Origin of the sequence: Neisseria cinerea (genome assembly GCF_900475315.1) — a bacterium.
Classification (GTDB): domain Bacteria; phylum Pseudomonadota; class Gammaproteobacteria; order Burkholderiales; family Neisseriaceae; genus Neisseria; species Neisseria cinerea.
In genome coordinates this window covers 1,395,879-1,417,764 of the sequence record NZ_LS483369.1, presented here as the reverse complement: position 1 = coordinate 1,417,764, position 21,886 = coordinate 1,395,879, and the positions used below count along the sequence as shown (strand labels likewise).

Below are 21,886 nucleotides of genomic sequence, written 5' to 3'. Positions count from 1 at the left end.
TAACGCGACGTTTTCAGACGACCTCAAGCTTATTTTCCAATATACGCCAAACCGCTTTCTTCATCACGTTCGGGTGCGTCTTTTCCGTCAAACAGTGCCACTGCCAATCTGACGGCGGCGGCGGTTACGGCGGGGGAAATCATGAAGCCGTGACGGAAAAGGCCGTTGATTTCAATCAGGCGTCGGGCGCGGTTGTAACGGATTTCGGGGTTGTGGTGGTTGAGCGTGGGGCGCAGGCCGGTGGCGATTTCGAGGATGTCGGCTTCGCCGAAGGCAGGATGGACGGCATAAAGCGCGGATAAAAGTTCCAGCCCGGAACGCACGCTGGTAGGGGCTTGGCTTTCGCTTTCGATTTGGGTCGCGCCGATGACGAAGACGTGGTTTTCTTTCGGGGCGATGTAGAGCGGATAACGCGGATGGAGCAGACGCACGGGGCGGTTGAGCGTGATTTCGGGTGTGTAAACCCGCGCCACTTCGCCGCGTATGCCGCGCAAGGTGCTGGTGTGTTCGGGGGCTTGGTTCCAAGCGGTTTTTGCGCCGTAGCCGCGGCAGTCGATCAGCCAGTCGTATTGGGCTTGCAGGTCTTCGGGGGCACATTCGTGTTCCCAATGGCAAGGGACGTTCAGTTCGTCCAAAGCGTCGGCAAGTGCAGACAATATTTGCCGCCCGTCGAGCTGGCCTTCGGTCGGCAGGTAGATGCCGTCTGAAAAACGTCCGCCGAGTTGCGGTTCGCGTTCGGCGATGTCGTCGGCGCGCCAACGGACGATTTCGTCATCCGCCACGCCGCCGCGTTTGAGATGGCGGACGAACTCGCTAGATAATGGTTTGTCCTGCCCGTGCCACACAATCAGGCTGCCGTTTTCCTGCATCATGGCAGGCGTTTTCAGACGGCCTCTGATGTTGCGCCAAAGCGGAATGCTCTGCCTGCCCAGTTTGATGACTTCAGGCGTGGCTTCGACTGCTTCCGCCGCAGGCGCGAGCATGGCGGCGGCAACATAAGCGGCGGCGTGTCCGCCTTGGCGGGTGCCTTTGTCGAAAAGTGCAATCTGATAACCTTGTTCTGCAAGTTGCAGTGCGGTCAGCCTTCCTGAGAGGCCGCCGCCGAGGATGGCGATACGGGTCATGACGGGTTCCTTTGTAAAGATTGGGTTTTTTTAAAGAAAAGGCGCACCGGTATGGTGGCAATGGCAACGACAGACATTACGGGCGCGGTCAGGCCGATGCTGCTTTCCCAGCCTGCCGACAGCAGGGAGCGGTAGAGGATGAAGCCGGCCAGCCATAAGGCCAGTCCGACAACATCAAAGCCTTTTACTTCCTCCCGTCGTTTTAAGACGAAGAAGTCGGCAATCAAAACTGCCGCCATCGGCGCAAATACCGAGCCGATCAAGAGGAGGAAGTTTTCATATTCGGTAACGGGCAGGAGGACGGCAAGCAGTGTGCCGACAACGGTGACGGCGACGGCGACGGGTGTTTCCGCAAGTTTGGCGGAAATATTGTTGGCACTTACGCCGGCGGAGTAAGCATCGAGAAAAGTGGTGGTAACGGTCGACAGGACGACTGCCAGAATGCCCGTTATGCCCAAGCCCGCGCCCAACAGGATTTTTGCCACATCGGTTTCTCCGGTGAACAACGCCGCTGCCAAACCTAAGGCATACATCCAGCAGCCCGTCAGCGTATAGGCGAGCGTTGCCGTCAGGGTTGCCGCAAACGGGCGGCGTGCTTGGCGTGTGTAGTCGGCGGCCAGCGGCAGCCAGGAAAGCGGCATGACGGCGGACAGTTCGACTGCCGTTCCGAAGCTCATGCCGTCTGAAACTTGTGCGGCGGTGCTGCCTGCCGTGGAAAAGACTTCGGCACTCAGCCACAGAACCGCCAACAGCATCAGCACCATCGAACCGGTTTTCAGCCAGCCTGTTTTGCGTGCGCCGAAAATCAGCCACAAGACAATCAGCGCGCCGTTGGTAAAAGCCCACCAGGAAAACGATCCGTTTTGCCAGAGCATTTTGCCCAGTGCGGAACTTGCCGCCGCACCCGAATAAATCATGACGGCCGTCCAGCCGACCAATTGCAGCACGTTCGCCGCCGAAAATAAGACGGAACCGCCTGTGCCGAACGACAGGCGTATGCTTTCCATCGCGCTTTTTTGCGTGAATGCACCGATATATGCCGCCGCGAAAAACAATATGCCGCCGACGGCATGGCCGAGCAGCAGTGCCGCCAAACCGCGTTGCCAGCCCAAGGGGGCGAGCAGTGTGCCCGTGCTGATTTCGGCAATCGATACCGCCGCGCCGAACCAAATCAGCCCGATGCCGGCAGCGGAGGCGGCAGACGAAGGTTGTTGTGAAATATTGCCCGACATATGACGTCCTTTAAAAAGAAGGAAGGTGGGCGGGGAAGTGCGGAAAAGGGAACGCAAGCCCGAACGGGCAGGGAAGGTTTGTTTCCTACGCAGGCATTACCCCGACAGGTTCTACGGATTTTGCTTTCGCAATCTCAGCCGCCCGGCGGCGGCACTCCGACAAGAAGCTTTAAGTGTACACAAAAGCAGGGGGCGTTGGCAAAAATCTTACATTTCAGGCGGCACGATACATTTTAATAACAAATGCCGTATAATCAGCCCACTGATTTTCTATGTCCCGACACCATGCATCAAACCTATTATGCCGTACAGCGAGATTTGCTCGAAGCCAACCATCTTTCTCCCGATTTGCTCGCCCAAAGCCTGAGCATTATCGGCGCCAACCATGTCGATTATGCCGACATTTATTGTCAGCGCACCGCCTATGAAAGTTGGCATTTGGAAGAAGGCATCGTCAAATCGGGCAGCTTCCAAATCGATCAGGGTGTGGGCGTTCGTGCCGTTTCGGGCGATAAAACTGCTTTTGCCTACGCCGACAGCCTGTGTATCGATTCGATCAACCGCTCTGCCAAAGCCGTGCGCGTGATTGGTGCGACCGGCGGCGAGGCCAGCGTCAAAGTGCCGACACCTGCCTACGGCAAGCCTGTCCACATGGCGATGGATCCTATTGCCAGCCTTGATTCCGCTGCCAAAGTCGCGTTGTTGAACAAAGTCGAAACGCTGGCCAAAGCCGCCGATCCGCGTATCGTGCAAGTGATGGCCGGTTTGACCTGCGAATACGACATGGTGTACATCGCCCGTCTGGACGGTAAACACGCCGCGGATATCCGTCCGATGGTGCGCCTGAACGTTACCGTCATCGCCAAACAGGGCGACAGGCGCGAACAGGGCAGCGCGGGCGGCGGCGGACGCTACGACTTGGCTTATTTCGATGAAACCCTCGTGCGGCAGTTTGTCGATTCCGCCGTCAAACAAGCCCTGATTAATCTCGAATCCCGTCCTGCGCCTGCCGGCGAGATGACCGTCGTTTTGGGCAACGGCTGGCCGGGCGTGTTGCTGCACGAAGCGGTCGGACATGGTTTGGAAGGCGATTTCAACCGCAAAGAAACCAGCGTTTTCTCCGGCCGAATTGGCGAGCGCGTGGCCGCCAAAGGCGTTACCGTTGTGGATCAAGGCGATATTGCCGACAGACGCGGTTCGCTCAATATCGACGACGAAGGCAATGAAACCCGCCGCACCGTATTGATTGAAGACGGTATTTTGGTCGGCTATATGCAGGACGAAACCAACGCCCGCCTGACGGGTACGCAATCCACCGGCAACGGCCGCCGCGAAAGCTACGCCTCCGTTCCTATGCCGCGCATGACCAACACCTTTATGGAAAACGGCGGCTACGAACCCGACGAAATCATCGCGTCCATCGACAAAGGCATTTACGCCGTCAACTTCGGCGGCGGACAAGTGGACATTACCAGTGGCAAGTTCGTGTTCAGCGCATCCGAAGCGTGGTGGGTGGAAGGCGGCAAACTGCAATATCCCGTCAAAGGCGCGACCATTATCGGCAACGGCCCCGAAGTGCTGAAACACGTCTCCATGATAGGCAACGATACTGCGTTGGATAGCGGTGTCGGCGTGTGCGGCAAAGAAGGGCAGAGCGTCCCTGTCGGCGTGGGGCAACCGACCTTGCGGATTGATGCCGGACTGACCGTCGGCGGTAGCGAAATCTGAAACAGACCAACACGAAATGCCGTCTGAAACCTTTCAGACGGCATTTTCCATGAAAGGAAAATATGACTCCCGATCAATGGCTTCGCTTAAACCCTTTGCCCAAAAACGAAGCGCGGATGCTGTTGCAGCACGCCGGCGGATACAGCCGCATCGAGCTGGTTACCCGTGGTGGGGACGAAATGCCCGACAGCGTCCGTCAGCATGCGGATATGCTGGTGCAACGCCGTCTGAACGGCGAGCCGGTTGCCTATATTTTAGGTGTGCGCGAATTTTATGGCAGACGCTTTACGGTCAATCCGAGCGTGTTGATTCCGCGTCCCGAAACCGAACATCTGGTCGATGCGGCCATCGGACGTTTGCCGGAATGTGGCAGTATATGGGATTTGGGGACGGGCAGCGGCGCGGTTGCCCTTACCGTCGCACTCGAACGCCCGGATGCCTTCGTCCGCGCATCCGACATCAGTCTGAGCGCACTCGAAACCGCCAGGAAGAACGCGGCAGATTTGGGTGCGGCGGTCGAGTTTGCACACGGTTCCTGGTTCGACACCGATATGCCGTCTGAAAGGCAATGGGATGTCATCGTTTCCAACCCGCCTTATATTGAAAACGGCGACATTCATCTTTCTCAAGGGGATTTGCGGTTTGAGCCGAAAAACGCGCTGACCGATTTTTCAGACGGCATGAGCTGCATCAGGGCGTTGGCGGAGGGTGCGCCAAAGTATCTGGTAGACGGCGGGTTTCTGCTGTTGGAACACGGATTCAATCAGGGCGGTGCGGTGCGCGGCGTGTTGGTGGCACATGGGTTTACGGAAGTGGAAACCTTGACCGACCTGGCTGGGCTGGACAGGGTTACGTTTGGGAAATATATGAAGCATTTGAAATAAGTGTTTACATAATTGGCGGTTTTTCCGTTATTGGGTTATGATGGGTTTTGATATGTAAATTTTATTTTAATTTTTGGAGAAAAAAATAAGGAGAAACGAAGATGAATGCAGTCGTAATCGCCGTAATCGTCATGTTGGTGCTGTCGCTGTCGCGCGTGCATGTGGTATTGAGTTTGACGGTCGGTGCATTTGTCGGCGGCGTGGTGGCAGGTATGCCGCTGCAAAATATAACCGATGCGGCCGGACAGGTTAGTCAGGCGGGGATTATCCCCGTATTTAACAAAGGCTTGGAAGGCGGCGCGAAAATTGCGCTCTCTTATGCCATGCTCGGCGCGTTTGCCATGGCAATCACCCATTCGGGACTGCCTCAACAGCTTGCGGGTGCGATTATCCGCAAATTGAACCGGAGCAGTATGCCCGACAGCGTGCGTTCGGGAGAAGGTGCGGTTAAATGGATGCTGCTTTCCATCATCTTGGTGATGGGCATCATGAGCCAGAACGTCGTGCCTATCCATATTGCCTTTATTCCGATGATTGTCCCCCCGCTGCTTTTGGTGTTCAACCGCCTGAAGGTCGACCGCCGACTGGTTGCATGCGTCATCACTTTCGGTCTGGTTACGACCTATATGTTTCTACCTTACGGCTTCGGTGCGATTTTCTTAAATGAAATTCTGTTGGGCAACATACATTCCGCCGCGCCGGAACTCGACGTTAAAAACATCAACGTTATGGCGGCAATGGCTATCCCTGCATTGGGTATGGTAACCGGACTCCTGCTGTCGTTTGTACATTACCGCAAGCCTCGCCTGTATCAAAGCAATGACACCGATGCGGCGGGCAATGCCGATGCGGCAAACCAACCTCAGGCGTCTTCATACCGCAGTCTGGTTGCGGCCATCGCCATTGCCGTATGTTTTGCCATCCAGCTGATGTACGAAGATTCGCTGGTGTTGGGGGCGATGCTCGGTTTCGCCGTATTTATGATGTTGGGCGTAATCAACCGCAACAAGGCCAGCGATGTCTTCGGGGAAGGCATCAAGATGATGGCCATGGTCGGTTTTATCATGATTGCGGCACAGGGTTTTGCCGCTGTTATGAGTGCGACCGGACACATCCAGCCGCTGGTCGAAAGCAGCATGGCGATGTTCGGCGGCAACAAAGGCATGGCGGCATTGGCCATGCTGCTGGTGGGGCTGTTGGTAACCATGGGTATCGGTTCGTCCTTTTCCACTTTGCCCATTATTGCCGCGATTTATGTACCGTTGTGTATCAGTCTGGGCTTTTCGCCGCTTGCCACAGTCTCTATTGTCGGTACGGCGGGTGCGTTGGGCGATGCCGGTTCGCCCGCGTCCGATTCGACGCTGGGCCCGACCATGGGCTTAAACGTTGACGGACAACACGACCATATCCGGGATTCCGTCATTCCGACCTTTCTCCACTACAACATCCCGCTGCTGATTGCCGGTTGGATTGCCGCGATGGTGCTGTAAATGGATGGGCTTGAAGGGCTGGAGTGCCGTATTGTCGAACTGGAAATCCAATCTGCGCTTCAGGAGGACGTGATTACCGGCCTGAACGCGATGGTGGCGGAATTACGGCAGACGTTGGATTTGCAGCAGGCTCAGTTGAGGCTTTTGTACGGCAAGCTGCAAGACAAAAATTCCGACGCGCAAGAGCCGTATTCCCTGCGCGATGAGATTCCCCCGCATTATTGATACACATCCAAATGCCGTCTGAAATCTTTTTCAGACGGCATTTTGCGTGCAGAGAGTGGAATGGGCAAACGTTTGGGAAATACGCCCGGAAAAGGCGCAACTCGTTTTTTGGGGAAATAGGGGTTTGTTTACGGTAAACGGTTGCGGTTTACGGCACACGTTTTGCCGGCGGCAACCGCACGCCGGTGCATAATGTGAGCGGCGGCACGGTTTATCGCGTCGAGCCGCAAACCGGGCATTCGGGGTTGCGCGGCAGGTCGAAATACCGCCACCCTCCTTCCAAGGCACGGTAAACCGCCAGCCTGCCTTGTGACGGTTCGCCTGCATCCAGCAGGATTTTCAGTGCCTCCTCCGCCTGCGTGCAGCCGATGATGCCGACCAGCGGCGAGAATACGCCGAAAAGGGAACAGATGCCGTCTGAAGCCGATCCGCCGTCGAACAGGCAGGCATAACACGGCGAGTTGGGTAAGTCGGGACGGTACACGGCAAGTTGCCCTTCAAAGCGTACCGCCGCTCCTGAAACCAGGGGTGTTTTCGCCTGCACGCAGGCACGGTTGACCGCCTGCCGTGTGGCATAGTTGTCGCAGCAGTCTAAAACGATGTCGGCAGTTTGAGCCAAATCGGTTAGGCGGCTGCCGTCGAGTTTTTCGTTGACGGTGCGGACATCGACGGTATGGTTGATATGGCACAGACGGTCTGCCAAGGCTTCGGTTTTGGGTTTGCCGACGTCGCCCTCGTCAAATGCAACCTGACGTTGCAGGTTGTGCAGTTCGACCATGTCGAAATCGGCTATGGTCAGCGTACCGACACCCGAAGCGGCAAGGTAGGGCAGTGCGGCGGCACCCAAACCGCCGCATCCGACGACAAAAATATGCGCGTCGGAGAGCTTTTGCTGCCCTTCGATGCCGATTTCGTCCAGAAGGATGTGCCGGCTGTACCGCAGCAGGAATTCGTCGTCGGGGTCGTGTCGGGTGGTATTCATGGAAAAGTCGGGTCTGGAATCGGTCGGCCGATTTTACCGCCGTCGGTATCGCGTTTTCAACTTCAGACGGCATTTCGGGAGAAAGATAATTAAAGTATAAATGGTTTAGGGCGTGCTGCCCCCGTACGAGGGTGAAACGTTTTGGCACGGATGCGGCATTTGAGGTACATTTACAATATTTACGGCAAACGAGAGAGAAAAATCATGCAACTGCATATCCTGAATAATCCGAAGGATGCGGCATTAGCGGCAGACGCGGAATTTTTAAAACAGTCGTTGTTCAACCTTCTTCACGAGGAAGCCTCGCCGTTGGTGGTGGAAACGGTCAAGCTGCTGTCCACTTCGGACGATAGCGCGGCACTGATTGAGAAGGTTTTGCCGCAACTGGACGAACAGCAAACCCACGACCTGACGCTTGCCTGCGGACTGTTCGCACAAATTTTGAACATTGCCGAAGACGTGCATCACGAACGCCGCCGTCAGGTTTATGAAGATGCGGGCAGCAGCGGTGCGGAAGGCAGCCTGGCGGAAACGGTACGCAAGCTCAGAGCCGGAAAAATCAACGGCAAAACGGTGCAACAGCAGCTGGACAATACGGCCGTTACCGCCGTCTTGACCGCGCATCCGACCGAAGTGCAACGTCAAACCGTTTTGAGCTTCAACCGCCGTATCCGCGCCCTGTTGCCCCGTCGGGAACGCTGCGCCAACGCCGATGCGCTGACCGCGCTGCGCCGTGAAATCGACACTATCCTGCTGGGCTTATGGCAGACCAGCGAAACGCGCCACCACAAACTCAGCGTCAACGACGAAATCAACAACGGCGTGTCCATCTTCCCGATGAGCTTTTTCGAAGCCCTGCCCAAACTCTACCGCAATATGGAACGCGACTTTCAGACGGCATATCCCGATGTGGACGTTCCCGACATCCTGAAAATCGGCGGCTGGATCGGCGGCGACCGCGACGGCAATCCGTTCGTTTCTGCCGAAACCCTGCGCTTTGCCTTCCGCCGCCATGCCGATGCCGTGTTCCGTTTTTACCGCAGCGAACTCGACAAACTTTACCGCGAGTTGCCGCTCTCCATCCGCCGCGTCAAAGTCAACGGCGATGTGATGGCGTTATCCGACGAATCTCCCGATGAAGAAATCGCCCGTACCGAAGAACCCTACCGCCGCGCCATCGCCTACATCATGGCGCGCGCCTTGGGCAAAGCACGCGCGCTTGGTTTGGGCATGGGCTGCAAATTCGGCTTTCTCGAGCCTTATGCTTCGGCCCAAGAATTTCTCGATGATTTGAAAAAATTGCAACGTTCCCTTATCGACAACGGCAGCCGCCTGCTTGCCGAAGGTCGTTTGGCAGACCTCATCCGTTCCGTGTCCGTGTTCGGCTTCCACATGATGCCGCTCGACCTGCGCCAACATGCAGGCAAACACGCCGATGTGGTTGCCGAGCTTTTCCAACACGCAGGCTTGGAAGACTACAACAGCCTGAACGAAGAGCAAAAACAAGCCGCCCTGTTGCGCGAATTGAGCCATCAACGCCCGCTGTACAGCCCGTTCATCACATACAGCGACCATACCCGCCACGAACTGGCGATTTTCAACGAAGCGCGCAAAATCAAAGACGAATTCGGCGAAGATGCCGTTACGCAAAGCATTATTTCCAACTGCGAACAACCCAGCGACCTGCTCGCCTTGGCATTGCTGCTGAAAGAAAGCGGCCTGCTGGTGGTAGAAAACGGCAAACCGCAAAGCCGCATCAATATCGTGCCTCTGTTTGAAACCATCGAAGCGCTTGAAAACGCCTGCCCGGTGATGGAAACCATGTTCCGCCTCGACTGGTATGATGCCTTGCTCGAAAGCCGCGGCAATATCCAAGAAATCATGCTGGGCTACTCCGACTCCAACAAGGACGGCGGCTACGTTACCAGCTCATGGTGTCTGTATCAGGCAGAGTTGGGCTTGGTCGAACTCTTCAAAAAATACGATGTCCGCATGCGCCTGTTCCACGGACGCGGCGGCAGCGTCGGACGCGGCGGCGGCCCGTCTTACCAAGCCATTCTCGCCCAACCGGCAGGCAGCGTGGCCGGACAAATCCGCATCACTGAGCAAGGCGAAGTCATCACCGCCAAATACGCCGACCCCGGCAACGCCGTGCGCAACCTCGAAACCCTTGTTGCCGCAACACTTGAAGCCAGCCTACTGCCCGATCAAAAAGACCCCGAACCTGCGCTCATGCAGGCATTGTCGGACGTATCGTTCAAATACTACCGCGAACTGATTACCCACCCTGACTTCATCGACTACTTCCTGCAAACCAGCCCGATTCAGGAAATTGCCACCCTCAACCTAGGCAGCCGTCCCGCCAGCCGTAAAACCTTGGCGCGGATTCAGGACTTGCGCGCAATTCCGTGGGTATTCTCATGGATGCAAAACCGCCTCATGCTGCCGGCTTGGTACGGTTTCGGCAGCGCAGTAGAAACCTTGTGCGAAGGCAAACCCGAAACCCTCGCCGCCCTGCGCGAACACGCCCAAAGCAACCCGTTCTTTCAAGCTATGCTCTCCAATATGGAACAAGTGATGGCGAAAACCGACATCACCTTGGCGGAAAACTACGCCGGCTTGAGCGAATCGCCGGAAAAAGCCGCCGTCATCTTCGGCATGATTAAGGAAGAATACCAACGCAGCCGTAAAGCTCTGCTCGACCTGCTGCAAACCGAAGAGCTCCTGCGCAATAACCGCAGCCTTGCCCGTTCGCTCGCCTTGAGGATTCCATATTTGAACGCCCTCAACGGCCTGCAGGTCGCCATGCTCAAACGCCTGCGCAAAGAGCCCGACAATCCGCACGCGCTGCTGATGGTTCACCTGACCATCAACGGCGTAGCGCAAGGTTTGCGCAATACCGGTTGATTGTGCCGTTTCGGGATAAAATGCCGTCTGAACGCCTTTCAGACGGCATTTCCCTGTCTGCACTTGCAGAGAAACAGCGATTGTTTTAAAGTGAACGGCAGTGATATGTTGAAAGACGACCAATGAAAATTACCGTTATCGGCGCAGGTTCGTGGGGTACGGCGCTTGCCCTACATTTTTCCCAACACGGCAACCGCGTATCCCTATGGACGCGCAACGCAGATCAAGTCCGCCAAATGAAGGAAGAACGTGAAAACAAGCACGGGCTGCCCGGTTTCCCCTTTCCTGAAACGCTGGAAGTGTGTACGGATTTGGCAGAGGCGTTGCAAGACAGCGGGCTGGTGTTGATTGTTACTTCTGTCGCAGGTTTGAGAAGCAGCGCGGAACTGTTGAAGCAATACAATGCAGGACATCTTCCGATTCTAGCCGCCTGCAAAGGATTTGAGCAGGATACCGGGCTGCTGACCTTCCAAGTATTGAAAGAAGTATTGCCCGATAATAAGAAAATCGGCGTACTCTCCGGTCCGAGTTTTGCACAGGAACTGGCCAAACAACTGCCCTGTGCCGTCGTTCTCGCTTCCGAAAACCAAGAATGGGTCGAGGAACTTGTCCCCCAACTCAACACTTCGGTCATGCGGCTTTACGGTAGTACCGACGTTATCGGCGTGGCGGTTGGCGGCGCGGTAAAAAATGTTATGGCGATTGCCACCGGATTATCCGACGGTCTAGAGTATGGGCTTAACGCCCGTGCCGCGCTGGTTACACGCGGACTGGCCGAAATCACCCGCCTTGCCTCCGCAATGGGCGCACAGCCCAAAACCATGATGGGGCTGGCCGGTATCGGCGATCTCATCTTGACCTGTACCGGCGCACTCTCACGCAACCGTCGCGTCGGTTTGGGTTTGGCAGAAGGTAAGGAACTGCATCAGGTGCTTGTCGAAATCGGGCACGTTTCAGAAGGGGTCAGCACGATAGAAGAAGTCTTCAATACTGCCTGTAAGTACCAAATTGACATGCCGATTACCCAAACCTTGCTGCAACTCATCCGTAAGGAAATGACCCCGCAACAGGTTGTCGAAAGACTGATGGAACGCAGCGCACGTTTCGAATAAACAACAAACAGATGCCGTCTGAAACCCCAGACGGCATACAGACAGGTAAGGTCATGAAACAAAATATCGAAAAACTCGAAAGCAGCGTTTATACGTTGGTACAGAAATTCGAAACCCTCATCAGCGAAAACCGCCGCCTCAAAGAAACCGTTGCCGAGCTCAAACGGGCGCACGAGCGGCAGGAATACGAACACAAAACCGCCGTTGACGAACTCAGCGAAGCCCTGCTCATTCAAGTCAGCAAACTTAAGGAAGACCTGCAAAACAAGATTGACAGCCTGATGGAAGAAAATTCACGATACCGCACCCTGCTCGAACAGAGTAGGGCAAGAATCGAAGCACTGATTGCACAGCTTCCCCAAAATCAGGAAACGCAGTGATAAGGAGTAGAGGATGAATACCGAACAAGTCCACATCGAAGTCATGCACGCCCAATTGACCGTCAACACGCCGGCAGAAGAAAAAGACACACTTTTGCAGGCAGTCGAAATGCTCAACAGAAAAGCCGAGGCAATCCGAGAAGGCGGACGAGTTGCCGACAGCGAGAAAATCGTCATCATGGCGGCACTCAATGTCGTCCATGACCTGTTGAAAATTTCCCTTAACGGCGATTTGGCAATCGGTGATTTTGAGCGTAAAATAACCGATATGAGCAATGCCTGCCAAAAAGCACTAACCCGCTTGGGGCAGGAGTAACAGTTTTTCCCTGCGGTGTCCGCGAAGGCATATATTCCTTTGAACCAATAAGTTCGCTTAAGGTTGCCGGGAGAAGTAGTGGGCGCGAGCGTCCCCTTACGGATGCACCCGAAACTACCCGAGGCAGCCGCCTTGTCAACAAGGTTCAAGCGGATTCGGCCGAAACGGCTCTCGCGGGGATTCCGATATAAGGCCGCATCGCAAGATGCGGCCTTTCCTTTGGAATAAAACGCCTAGAGAAATGCAAACTGTCCGCAACCGATGGTGCAATGAGAAAACCTCGTCGTAACGCAGTAATGCGATTGACAAAATGCGCCGTCATCTTTAAAATTTACAACTTTCTATATCTATCTGGATTTCCACTATGAAAACCTTTTCAGCGAAACCCCACGAGGTGAAGCGCGAATGGTTCGTCATCGATGCTCAAGACAAAGTCTTGGGTCGCGTTGCAGCCGAAGTCGCCAGCCGTTTGCGTGGCAAACACAAACCTGAATACACCCCCCACGTTGACACCGGCGATTACATTATCGTCATCAATGCGGACAAACTGCGTGTAACCGGTGCCAAATTCGAAGATAAAAAATACTTCCGTCACTCCGGTTTCCCAGGCGGTATCTACGAACGCACTTTCCGCGAAATGCAAGAGCAATTCCCAGGTCGCGCTTTGGAACAAGCCGTAAAAGGCATGTTGCCTAAAGGTCCACTGGGTTACGCTATGATTAAAAAACTGAAAGTGTACGCTGGTGCAGAACATGCCCATGCCGCACAACAACCCAAAGTTTTGGAATTGAAATAAGGACGCGACATGAACGGTAAATACTACTACGGCACAGGCCGCCGCAAAAGTTCAGTGGCTCGTGTATTCCTGACTAAAGGTACAGGTCAAATCATCGTAAACGGCCGCCCCGTTGACGAATTCTTCGCACGCGAAACCAGCCGAATGGTTGTTCGCCAACCCTTGGTTCTGACTGAAAACACAGAATCGTTCGATATCAAAGTCAATGTTGTCGGTGGTGGTGAAACCGGTCAATCCGGCGCTATCCGTCACGGCATTACCCGTGCCCTGATTGACTTCGATGCCGCGTTGAAACCCGCCTTGTCTCAAGCTGGTTTTGTTACCCGCGATGCCCGCGAAGTTGAACGTAAAAAACCGGGTCTGCGCAAAGCACGCCGTGCAAAACAATTCTCCAAACGTTAATGTTGGAAATTCAAAAAACCCTGCTTATCGCAGGGTTTTTTATTTGTAACAGGCGGTTTCCCATTGGTAATCTAAAGATTACGGATTGGGCAAAAATCAAAAACAGTACATGAAAGAATAGAAAAACTGCCCGGGTATGGTTTGAACAAGGGAAATCAGACCGGTTCCAACTCACTTAATCCGGGCAAGTCCGCGAAGCCGCGTTCACGTATGATTTGGCAAAAGTTGTTCAGATAACTTTTATCTGTGTCTTCAGTGCGGATGGCGGCATACAGTTTGCTTTGCAGTCCGTTGTCGGTAATCTGCCGGTGAACGACATAGCCTTTTTCAAGATAAGGCATAACGGTCCAGTAGGGAAGGGCGGCGATTCCCCTTCGGCTGGCAACCAATTGGATAATGGCAATGGTCAGTTCGCTGTGTCGGCGGGGCGGGTTGATGTTTTTCGGAATTAAGATTTTTTTGGGTAAATCCAGCATTTCATCGGGAACGGGATAGGTAATCAGGGTTTCCCCGATAAAGTCTTCCGCCGTCCAAACGTTTTTGGCGGCAAGCGGATGGTCCGGTGCGCAAATGCCGACCATTTCGTAGGCAAACAGTGGTTGGAAAGAAATACCGTTTTGTTTTTCCGCTTCGGAAACAATGGCAAGATCGGCGCGGTGTTGCAGCAGCAGTCCGATAGGGTCCGCTTGGAATCCCGATACGATATCCAATTCGATTTGGGGCCATATCGGGCGGAATTCACCCATTGCGGGCATGAGCCAGTCGAAACAGGTATGGCATTCGACGGCAATCCGCAATTCTCCTGCCTCTCCTTCTATAATGCGCGCCAAATCACGTTCTGCATCGGTAACTTGAGGCAACAGGTCGTGAGCGAGGCGTAACAGCCTTTCTCCAACCGGGGTAAAGCGCAAAGGTGTGGATTTTCGTTCGAACAACGGTGCGCCGTAGTGGTTTTCAAGCATACGGATTTGGTGGGAAAGTGCAGATTGGGTAAGGAAAACCCGTTTGGCGGCAAGGGAGACGCTGCCGGTTTCTTCAAGTGCCAGCAGGGTCTTGAGGTGGCGCAGTTCGATGATGGAATCCATGAGATTTCAGACGGCATATTGAACAGGCGCATATTAAAATAATTCATATGCGGGTGCAAATCGGAAAAATGTGAATGCCGGACATTTTGCGATTAGAATGCCCGCTTGTTTAAAGCGATTAGGAAAAAAGATGGTATTGCGCAGGGATTTTCTGACTTGGTGTAATGAAACATTGCAGACAGCATTGTTTAAAGATTATGCCCCCAACGGTTTGCAGATTGAAGGGAAAGAGTATATCGGTAAGATTGCCACATCGGTAACTGCAAGTAAAGCGGCAATTGATTTTGCCGCGGATCAGAAGGCAGATTTGCTTCTGGTTCATCACGGCATGTTTTGGAAAAACGAGTTGCCGACCATTACCGGTTGGAAAAAAGAACGGATTGCCGCGTTATTGGATAATGATATCAATATGGCGGCTTACCATTTACCGCTGGATGTGCATCCTGAATTAGGAAATAACGCCCAACTCGCTGAAAAACTAGGTTTTACAGTTGAAAGGCGTTTTGGCGAACAAAACCTGCTTAACTCAGGAAGCCTGAAACAAGTCAAGACACTTGGTGCATTGGCTGTCCATATTGAAGCGGTTTTGCAGAGGAAGCCGGTCGTTATCGGCGATTTGAGCCGTGAAATCAGAAAGGTTGCATGGTGCAGCGGGGGGGCGCAGGGGTTTTTTCAGACGGCAATAGACGAAGGTGTCGATTTATATTTGACGGGGGAAATCTCTGAAGCCCAATACCACCTTGCCAATGAAATGGGTACGGCTTTTATTTCTGCAGGGCATCATGCGACGGAACGTTACGGCGTACAGGCATTGGCGGCGGCGGCGGCAGGAATATTCGGATTGGGAGTGTGTCATTTTGATGAAGGCAATCCGGCTTGATTATTGAGAAATATCATAAAACTTTACCTTATTTTAAATAATGCTTTGAGTATCACTGCAAACTGGGTAAAATTGCAATGTTTAATGGCTCGGTATTCCCAAAATATTAGGACGACTGAATAATGGATAATCAAGAAATCAATAACGGCCGCCGCCGTTTCCTGACACTTGCGACCTGCGGCGCAGGCGGAGTGGCAGCATTGGGTGTGGCAACGCCGTTTGTGGCCAGTTTTTTTCCTTCGGAAAAAGCTAAGGCTGCCGGTGCTGCCGTCGAAGTGGATGTCAGCAAAATCGAAGCGGGTCAGATGTTGACTGCTGAGTGGCAAGGCAAACCGATTTGGGTGGTCAACCGTACGGATCAACAGCTTAAAGACCTGAAAAGCCTGAACGGCGAAGTGGCCGATCCCAATTCCGATGTGGAACAACAGCCGGAATACGCTAAAAACGAGACACGTTCGATTAAACCGAACATTCTCGTTGCCATCGGTATCTGCACTCACTTGGGCTGTTCTCCGACCTACCGTCCCGACATTGCACCTGCCGATTTGGGTGCTGGCTGGAAGGGCGGCTTTTTCTGCCCCTGCCACGGTTCGAAATTCGACATTGCAGGCAGGGTGTATAAAGGTGTTCCTGCGCCGACCAACTTGGTCGTACCACCTTACAAATATCTGAGTGATACTACCATCTTGGTGGGTGAAGACTGAGAATAAGGAACGATAATTATGGCAAACCAAACCAATAGCAAAGCAAAAGCATTGTTAGGCTGGATGGACGCTCGTTTCCCCCTGTCTAAGATGTGGAATGAGCATTTGGCTCAATACTACGCACCAAAGAACTTCAACTTTTGGTATTACTTCGGCTCTTTAGCCTTGCTTGTCCTCGTGATTCAAATCGTCAGCGGTATTTTCCTGACTATGAACTACAAACCGGACGGTAACCTTAACGCCTACCATCTGCCTGCTGCCTTTACCGCAGTAGAGTACATCATGCGCGACGTGTCCGGCGGTTGGATTATCCGCTACATGCACTCCACTGGCGCATCTTTCTTCTTCATTGTTGTTTATCTGCACATGTTCCGTGGTTTGATTTACGGTTCGTACAAAAAACCCCGTGAGTTGGTGTGGATTTTCGGGTCCCTGATTTTCTTGGCATTGATGGCGGAAGCCTTTATGGGCTACCTGTTGCCTTGGGGTCAAATGTCCTTCTGGGGTGCGCAGGTAATTATTAACCTGTTCTCCGCCATCCCTGTTATCGGTCCTGATTTGTCTACTTGGATCCGCGGCGACTTCAACGTTTCCGACGTTACCCTGAACCGCTTCTTTGCCCTGCACGTTATCGCGGTACCTCTGGTATTGCTCGGCTTGGTTGTGGCGCACATCATCGCCCTGCACGAAGTGGGTTCTAACAACCCTGACGGCGTTGAAATCAAGAAAAACAAAGACGAAAACGGTATCCCGCGCGACGGTATCCCATTCCATCCTTACTACACTGTTAAAGACATCTTGGGCGTCGTTGTATTCCTGATTGTCTTCTGTTCCGTGTTGTTCTTTGCACCAGAAGGCGGCGGCTACTTCCTCGAAGCACCGAACTTCGATGCTGCGAATGCGCTGAAAACACCTCCGCACATTGCACCGGTATGGTACTTCACTCCGTTCTACGCCATTTTGCGTGCGATTCCCTCGTTCTTGGGAACACAGGTATGGGGTGTAATCGGTATGGGTGCGGCAGTTGTACTGATTGCCCTGTTGCCTTGGCTGGATAAAGGCGAGGTTAAATCCGTCCGCTATCGTGGTCCGATCTTTAAAACCGCATTGGTTCTGTTCATCATTGCCTTTATCGGTTTGGGTATTTTGGGTGCGATGGTGGCAACTGATACGCGTACTTTGGTTGCACGCATCCTGTCCTTCGTTTATTTTGCATTCTTCCTGGGTATGCCGTTCTATACCAAACTGGATACCAACAAACCGGTTCCCGAACGTGTAACCATGAGTACCGCCAAACAAAAAATCATGTTTTTTGTTTATGTAGGCATTACGGCGGTTTGTGCATATCTGTTTGCAACCAACATCTGATGAGGGCAGTCGAAATGAAACAAGTTATGAAAAACTGGTTTGCTGCCTTACTGTTGGCAGTACCCATGAGTGCGGCATTTGCTTCGGGCGGTCATGCACATTATGAGAAAGTCGATATCGATTTGCGCGACCAAGTAAGCTTGCAGCGCGGTGCACAAATCTTTACCAACTACTGTCTGTCATGTCACTCGGCAAGCGGTATGCGTTTCAACCGTTTGAAGGACATCGGTTTGACTGACGAAGAAATCAAGAAAAACCTGATGTTTACCACCGATAATGTCGGCGATGTGATGCATGCTGCAATGGATCCTAAAGATGCGGCAAAATGGTTTGGTGCTGCTCCGCCCGATTTGACGTTGATTGCGCGTTCCAAAGGTGCAGACTATCTTTACGCCTATATGCGCGGATTCTATAAGGATCCTACGCGTCCGAGCGGCTGGAACAATACCGTATTTGATAAAGTCGGTATGCCTCACCCGCTGTGGGAGCAACAAGGTGTTCAAGCCGTTGAGTTGGATGCTAAAGGTCAACCCGTTATGATTAAAGACGAGCATGGCAACCTGACTCCTAAGCTGTATTGGGAATCTACCGGTTTGCACAGCCGCCGTCTGCCTAACGGCAAAGTCATCCAAAAAGAGTACGATACTTACGTACGCGACTTGGTCAATTACCTTGTGTACATGGGCGAACCTGCTCAGCTGCAACGCAAACGTATAGGCTATATCGTGATGATTTTCCTATTTGCGGTTATGCTGCCTTTGGCGTATTTCCTGAAAAAAGAATATTGGAAAGACGTACACTAAACGTTTGGAACAAAAGGGCAAATCCTTTAGGGTTTGCCCTTTTTGCATGCTTCGGCCCTTTGGGAAAGTCAGCACCCGTATGCCGTCTTAACATACCTGCAACATTTCAGACGGCATCATTACATAATTGCCATGGCTTAGGACAACGACAATGTATTAATGACGGATATAGAACTGGAGGAGATCTTAAAATGGGTAATGAAAGAACTATTTTTGAATTAAATAAAGCGAAGGAGAAATAAAATGAAAATAAGATTTTTATTCTTAATACCCTCAATCTTATTGCTTACAAGCTGTAGTGGATGGTTTCAACCACTTCCACCACATGATCGTTGGCGCTTACATAATGCAGATGCATTATTCCCTGAATCAGATCCTAATGTTTTAACTAAATATGTTGATAGAAAAGAAAAAGATATGAAGGATTGCGGTATGGATTTTGTTACCGGTGAAAGTGATAATCCGGAGGTAAATCTTTGTTTAGAGAAAAAAGGCTGGTATTTAGAAGGTGGACCAATCTGTGAAGAAAAAACAATGTGGAATAGACCTGCATGTATTCAATGGCGAAAAAAACATAGCAAACCTGATGCTAAGCCTTGGCAGTAATTAACAAAGGTGCTTACTAAAAATGTCAGACATCGGGAACTTAATCAGGGTTTGTGGCAGATTGATATTGAATTAGGAAAAGGTCTGAAACCGTAAGCAGCATGGTAAGGCGATGTCGAACAGGTTTAAAGCCAATCCGCTATATTTTTTGGAGCTATGTCGAACAAACAGGTAGAATCGGAATAAGCGGCAGTTTTGTCCGGTGTGAAAAATGTTTGAATATTAGGATGATTTATGGAGCTGATGACTGTGTTGCTATTGCTGGCGGCTTTGCTGTCAAGCGTGTTGTTTACATGGTTACTGATGAAGAGCCGGTTTCAAGGTGTATTAGCCGTATTGAACGCGCAATTGGCGGAAAAGGCGGCAAGATGTGATTTTGTTGAACAGGCACACGCAGAAATTGCATCGGAATTGGCCGTTTTGGATGGGAAATACGAGCATTTGCAAGACGAAAATTATGCTTTGGGCAATCGTTTTTCCGCAGCCGAAAAGCAGATTGCTTATTTGCAGGAAAAAGAGGCGGAATCGGTTCGGCTGAAGCAGTCGTATATCGATTTGCAGGAAAAGGCACAGGGTTTGGCGGTTGAAAACGAACGTTTGGCAACGCAGCTCGGACAGGAGCGGAAGGCATTTGCCGACCAATATGCGCTGGAACGCCAAATCCGCCAAAGAATCGAAACCGATTTGGAAGAAAGCCGCCAAACTGTCCGCGACGTGCAAAACGACCTTTCCGATGTCGGCAACCGTTTTGCCGCAGCTGAAAAACAGATTGCCCATTTGCAGGAAAAAGAGGCAGAAGCGGAGCGGTTGAGGCAGTCGCATATCGATTTGCAGGAAAAGGCACAGGGTTTGGCGGTTGAAAACGAACGTTTGACAACGCAAATCGAACAGGAACGCCTTGCTTCTGAAGAGAAGCTGTCCTTACTGGGCGAAGCGCGCAAGAGCTTGAGCGATCAGTTTCAAAATCTTGCCAACACGATTTTGGAAGAAAAAAGCCGCCGTTTTACCGAGCAGAACCGAGAGCAGCTCCATCAGGTTTTGAACCCGCTAAACGAACGCATCCACGGTTTCGGCGAGTTGGTCAAGCAAACCTATGATAAAGAATCGCGCGAGCGGCTGACGTTGGAAAACGAATTGAAACGGCTTCAAGGGTTGAATGCGCAGCTGCACAGCGAGGCAAAGGCCCTGACCAACGCGCTGACCGGTACGCAGAATAAGGTTCAGGGCAATTGGGGCGAGATGATTCTGGAAACGGTTTTGGAAAATTCCGGCCTCCAGAAGGGACGGGAATATACGGTTCAGGCAGCATCTGTCCGTAAGGAGGAAGACGGCAGCACGCGCCGTTTGCAGCCCGATGTTTTGGTCAACCTGCCGGACAACAAACAGATTGTGATTGATTCCAAGGTCTCGCTGACGGCTTATGTGCGCTACACGCAGGCGGCGGATGCGGATGCGGCGGCACGCGAGTTAGCGGCGCATGTCGCCAGTATCCGTGCGCACATGAAAGGTTTGTCATTAAAGAATTACACCGATTTGGAAGGTGTGAACACTTTGGATTTCGTCTTTATGTTTATACCTGTCGAGCCGGCGTACCTGCTGGCGTTGCAGCATGACGCGGGATTGTTCCAAGAGTGTTTCGACAAACGGATTATGCTGGTCGGCCCCAGTACGCTGCTGGCGACTTTGCGGACGGTGGCGAATATTTGGCGCAACGAACAGCAAAATCAGAACGCACTGGCGATTGCGGACGAAGGCGGCAAGCTGTATGACAAGTTTGTCGGGTTCGCACAAACGCTCGAAAGCGTCGGCAAAAGCATCGATCAGGCGCAAAGCAGCTTTCAGACGGCATTTAAGCAACTTGCCGAGGGGCGCGGGAATCTGGTCGGCCGCGCCGAGAAACTGCGTCTGTTGGGTGTGAAGGCAAACAAGCAGCTTGCACGCGATTTGACCGAACGTGCCAATGAAACAACGGCGTTGTCGGAATCTTTGGAATATGCGGCAGAAGATGAAGCAGTCTGACTTGTGCGGAAAAATATTGTTTCAGCCGGAGCGGGAATGCCGAAAGCGCGGCGTAACCGTGCCGGTTCTGATTCGGGGTTTGTTTGAAGTACTTACCAAAGCCTTGTCCGGCGAGGTACACCGGTAAGGCGGCGGTTGCCTGAGCTTTTTGTGTTTCAGACGGCATCAGTGCAGATGATGCCGTCTGAAGACCGTAGTGAAGGCGGTTAGAAAAACGGATTGTGCCGTTTTTCGTGTCCGATGGAAGTCATACGCTCGTGTCCGGCGACAACTTGCACGGTTTCGGGGAGGGCGAATAATTTGTTGCGGATATTATTGATTAAGTCGGCGTGATTGCCGCGCGGAAAATCGGTTCTGCCTATGGTTTCGTAAAACAGCACGTCGCCTGCAATCAGCAATTCCGCCTCGGCACAATAAAAGACGACATGTCCCGGCGTATGACCCGGAATATGCAGCACTTGAAAGGCATAGCGTCCGACCGTGAGCGTTTCGCCTTCTTCGAGCCAACGTGTCGGCGCAAAGGCGGGCGAGACGGGAAATCCGTATTGCGCGGTGGTTTGCGGCAGAGATTGGAGCAGGAATTCATCGTCCGGATGCGGCCCGAGGACGGGAACGTTACGCGTTTTCAGCATCTCGACCACGCCGCCTGCATGATCGAGATGGCCGTGCGTCAGCCAGATTGCCGTGAGCGTAAGTTTGCGGTTTGCCAACTCTTGCAGCAGGAACGGCACGTCGCCGCCGACATCGGTCAGGACGGCTTCGCCGCTTTCGTCGTCCCAAATCAGGGTGCAGTTTTGGCGGAAGGGGGTAACGGAGAGGATTTCGTAACGTAGGGTCATGGCG

The 21,886-nt window shown here is 52.8% G+C and carries 21 protein-coding genes, 1 other RNA gene and 1 riboswitch; of the genes, 17 read left to right on the top strand and 5 right to left on the bottom strand.

The window, feature by feature from the left end:
- Positions 1 to 29 precede the first annotated feature (29 nt).
- Positions 30 to 1,124 carry an FAD-dependent oxidoreductase gene (locus DQM57_RS07310; RefSeq protein ID WP_111727389.1) on the bottom strand — a complete coding sequence of 365 codons (1,095 nt, stop codon included), beginning with the start codon at positions 1,122 to 1,124 and terminating at the stop codon, positions 30 to 32.
- Positions 1,121 to 2,356 (bottom strand): putative hydroxymethylpyrimidine transporter CytX, encoded by a 1,236-nt coding sequence (cytX, locus tag DQM57_RS07305; protein ID WP_111727388.1) that lies wholly within the window; start codon positions 2,354 to 2,356, stop codon positions 1,121 to 1,123. The genes DQM57_RS07310 and cytX overlap by 4 nt, the downstream gene beginning before the upstream one ends.
- A gap of 65 nt (positions 2,357 to 2,421) precedes the next feature.
- Positions 2,422 to 2,525, bottom strand: a riboswitch (TPP riboswitch).
- A 74-nt stretch (positions 2,526 to 2,599) separates the two neighbouring features.
- On the opposite strand from cytX, the gene tldD reads away from it, so the two are divergent.
- The 4 genes from tldD (at position 2,600) to DQM57_RS07285 (ending at position 6,683) form a co-directional block, all read left to right on the top strand.
- Positions 2,600 to 4,084 carry a metalloprotease TldD gene (tldD, locus tag DQM57_RS07300; protein ID WP_373279800.1) on the top strand — a complete coding sequence of 495 codons (1,485 nt, stop codon included), beginning with the start codon at positions 2,600 to 2,602 and terminating at the stop codon, positions 4,082 to 4,084.
- Positions 4,085 to 4,146: 62 nt separating this feature from the next.
- Positions 4,147 to 4,968 carry a peptide chain release factor N(5)-glutamine methyltransferase gene (prmC, locus tag DQM57_RS07295; protein ID WP_108044248.1) on the top strand — a complete coding sequence of 274 codons (822 nt, stop codon included), beginning with the start codon at positions 4,147 to 4,149 and terminating at the stop codon, positions 4,966 to 4,968.
- A 101-nt stretch (positions 4,969 to 5,069) separates the two neighbouring features.
- Entirely contained in the window at positions 5,070 to 6,458 is a 1,389-nt protein-coding gene (locus DQM57_RS07290; RefSeq protein ID WP_107860468.1) for a Na+/H+ antiporter family protein, read from the top strand.
- Positions 6,459 to 6,683, top strand: coding sequence for a SlyX family protein (locus tag DQM57_RS07285; RefSeq protein ID WP_107860469.1), 225 nt, complete (start codon positions 6,459 to 6,461; stop codon positions 6,681 to 6,683).
- A 211-nt stretch (positions 6,684 to 6,894) separates the two neighbouring features.
- On the opposite strand, the gene DQM57_RS07280 is transcribed toward DQM57_RS07285, so the two are convergent.
- A complete protein-coding gene (locus tag DQM57_RS07280) occupies positions 6,895 to 7,665 on the bottom strand; it encodes a HesA/MoeB/ThiF family protein (RefSeq protein ID WP_111727387.1) in 771 nt (256 codons plus the stop codon).
- Positions 7,666 to 7,869: 204 nt separating this feature from the next.
- Between DQM57_RS07280 and ppc the strand changes: the two genes are divergently transcribed.
- The 7 genes from ppc to rpsI all read left to right on the top strand — a co-directional run bounded on the left by ppc (position 7,870) and on the right by rpsI (position 13,578).
- Entirely contained in the window at positions 7,870 to 10,572 is a 2,703-nt protein-coding gene (gene ppc / locus DQM57_RS07275) for a phosphoenolpyruvate carboxylase (protein WP_111727386.1), read from the top strand.
- 122 nt (positions 10,573 to 10,694) lie between these two features.
- A complete protein-coding gene (locus tag DQM57_RS07270) occupies positions 10,695 to 11,684 on the top strand; it encodes an NAD(P)H-dependent glycerol-3-phosphate dehydrogenase (protein WP_108044244.1) in 990 nt (329 codons plus the stop codon).
- Between the two features lie 53 nt (positions 11,685 to 11,737).
- Positions 11,738 to 12,064 carry a hypothetical protein gene (locus DQM57_RS07265; RefSeq protein ID WP_107961122.1) on the top strand — a complete coding sequence of 109 codons (327 nt, stop codon included), beginning with the start codon at positions 11,738 to 11,740 and terminating at the stop codon, positions 12,062 to 12,064.
- A 13-nt stretch (positions 12,065 to 12,077) separates the two neighbouring features.
- Positions 12,078 to 12,380 carry a cell division protein ZapA gene (locus tag DQM57_RS07260; RefSeq protein ID WP_107997380.1) on the top strand — a complete coding sequence of 101 codons (303 nt, stop codon included), beginning with the start codon at positions 12,078 to 12,080 and terminating at the stop codon, positions 12,378 to 12,380.
- A gap of 4 nt (positions 12,381 to 12,384) precedes the next feature.
- Positions 12,385 to 12,564, top strand: a non-coding RNA gene (gene ssrS, locus DQM57_RS07255) — 6S RNA.
- Between the two features lie 180 nt (positions 12,565 to 12,744).
- Positions 12,745 to 13,176, top strand: coding sequence for a 50S ribosomal protein L13 (rplM, locus tag DQM57_RS07250; RefSeq protein WP_002215010.1), 432 nt, complete (start codon positions 12,745 to 12,747; stop codon positions 13,174 to 13,176).
- A gap of 9 nt (positions 13,177 to 13,185) precedes the next feature.
- Positions 13,186 to 13,578: a 30S ribosomal protein S9 gene (gene rpsI, locus DQM57_RS07245; protein ID WP_003677242.1), complete on the top strand. Its 393-nt coding sequence runs from the start codon at positions 13,186 to 13,188 to the stop codon at positions 13,576 to 13,578.
- A gap of 155 nt (positions 13,579 to 13,733) precedes the next feature.
- Here rpsI and DQM57_RS07240 read toward each other — a convergent pair whose 3' ends face one another.
- Positions 13,734 to 14,663 carry a LysR family transcriptional regulator gene (locus DQM57_RS07240; RefSeq protein WP_111727385.1) on the bottom strand — a complete coding sequence of 310 codons (930 nt, stop codon included), beginning with the start codon at positions 14,661 to 14,663 and terminating at the stop codon, positions 13,734 to 13,736.
- 130 nt (positions 14,664 to 14,793) lie between these two features.
- On the opposite strand from DQM57_RS07240, the gene DQM57_RS07235 reads away from it, so the two are divergent.
- The 6 genes from DQM57_RS07235 to DQM57_RS07205 all read left to right on the top strand — a co-directional run bounded on the left by DQM57_RS07235 (position 14,794) and on the right by DQM57_RS07205 (position 21,043).
- Entirely contained in the window at positions 14,794 to 15,543 is a 750-nt protein-coding gene (locus DQM57_RS07235; protein ID WP_111727384.1) for a Nif3-like dinuclear metal center hexameric protein, read from the top strand.
- A 122-nt stretch (positions 15,544 to 15,665) separates the two neighbouring features.
- Complete coding sequence (gene petA / locus DQM57_RS07230) at positions 15,666 to 16,247, top strand: ubiquinol-cytochrome c reductase iron-sulfur subunit (protein WP_003677246.1); 582 nt, start codon at positions 15,666 to 15,668, stop codon at positions 16,245 to 16,247.
- Positions 16,248 to 16,265: 18 nt separating this feature from the next.
- Complete coding sequence (locus tag DQM57_RS07225; protein WP_003677248.1) at positions 16,266 to 17,615, top strand: cytochrome b; 1,350 nt, start codon at positions 16,266 to 16,268, stop codon at positions 17,613 to 17,615.
- Between the two features lie 14 nt (positions 17,616 to 17,629).
- Entirely contained in the window at positions 17,630 to 18,418 is a 789-nt protein-coding gene (locus DQM57_RS07220; RefSeq protein WP_188211176.1) for a cytochrome c1, read from the top strand.
- Between the two features lie 243 nt (positions 18,419 to 18,661).
- A complete protein-coding gene (locus tag DQM57_RS07210) occupies positions 18,662 to 19,024 on the top strand; it encodes a hypothetical protein (RefSeq protein WP_111727382.1) in 363 nt (120 codons plus the stop codon).
- 234 nt (positions 19,025 to 19,258) lie between these two features.
- Complete coding sequence (locus DQM57_RS07205; protein ID WP_111727381.1) at positions 19,259 to 21,043, top strand: DNA recombination protein RmuC; 1,785 nt, start codon at positions 19,259 to 19,261, stop codon at positions 21,041 to 21,043.
- Positions 21,044 to 21,249: 206 nt separating this feature from the next.
- Here DQM57_RS07205 and DQM57_RS07200 read toward each other — a convergent pair whose 3' ends face one another.
- Complete coding sequence (locus DQM57_RS07200; protein ID WP_111727380.1) at positions 21,250 to 21,882, bottom strand: MBL fold metallo-hydrolase; 633 nt, start codon at positions 21,880 to 21,882, stop codon at positions 21,250 to 21,252.
- Between the last annotated feature and the right edge of the window lie 4 nt (positions 21,883 to 21,886).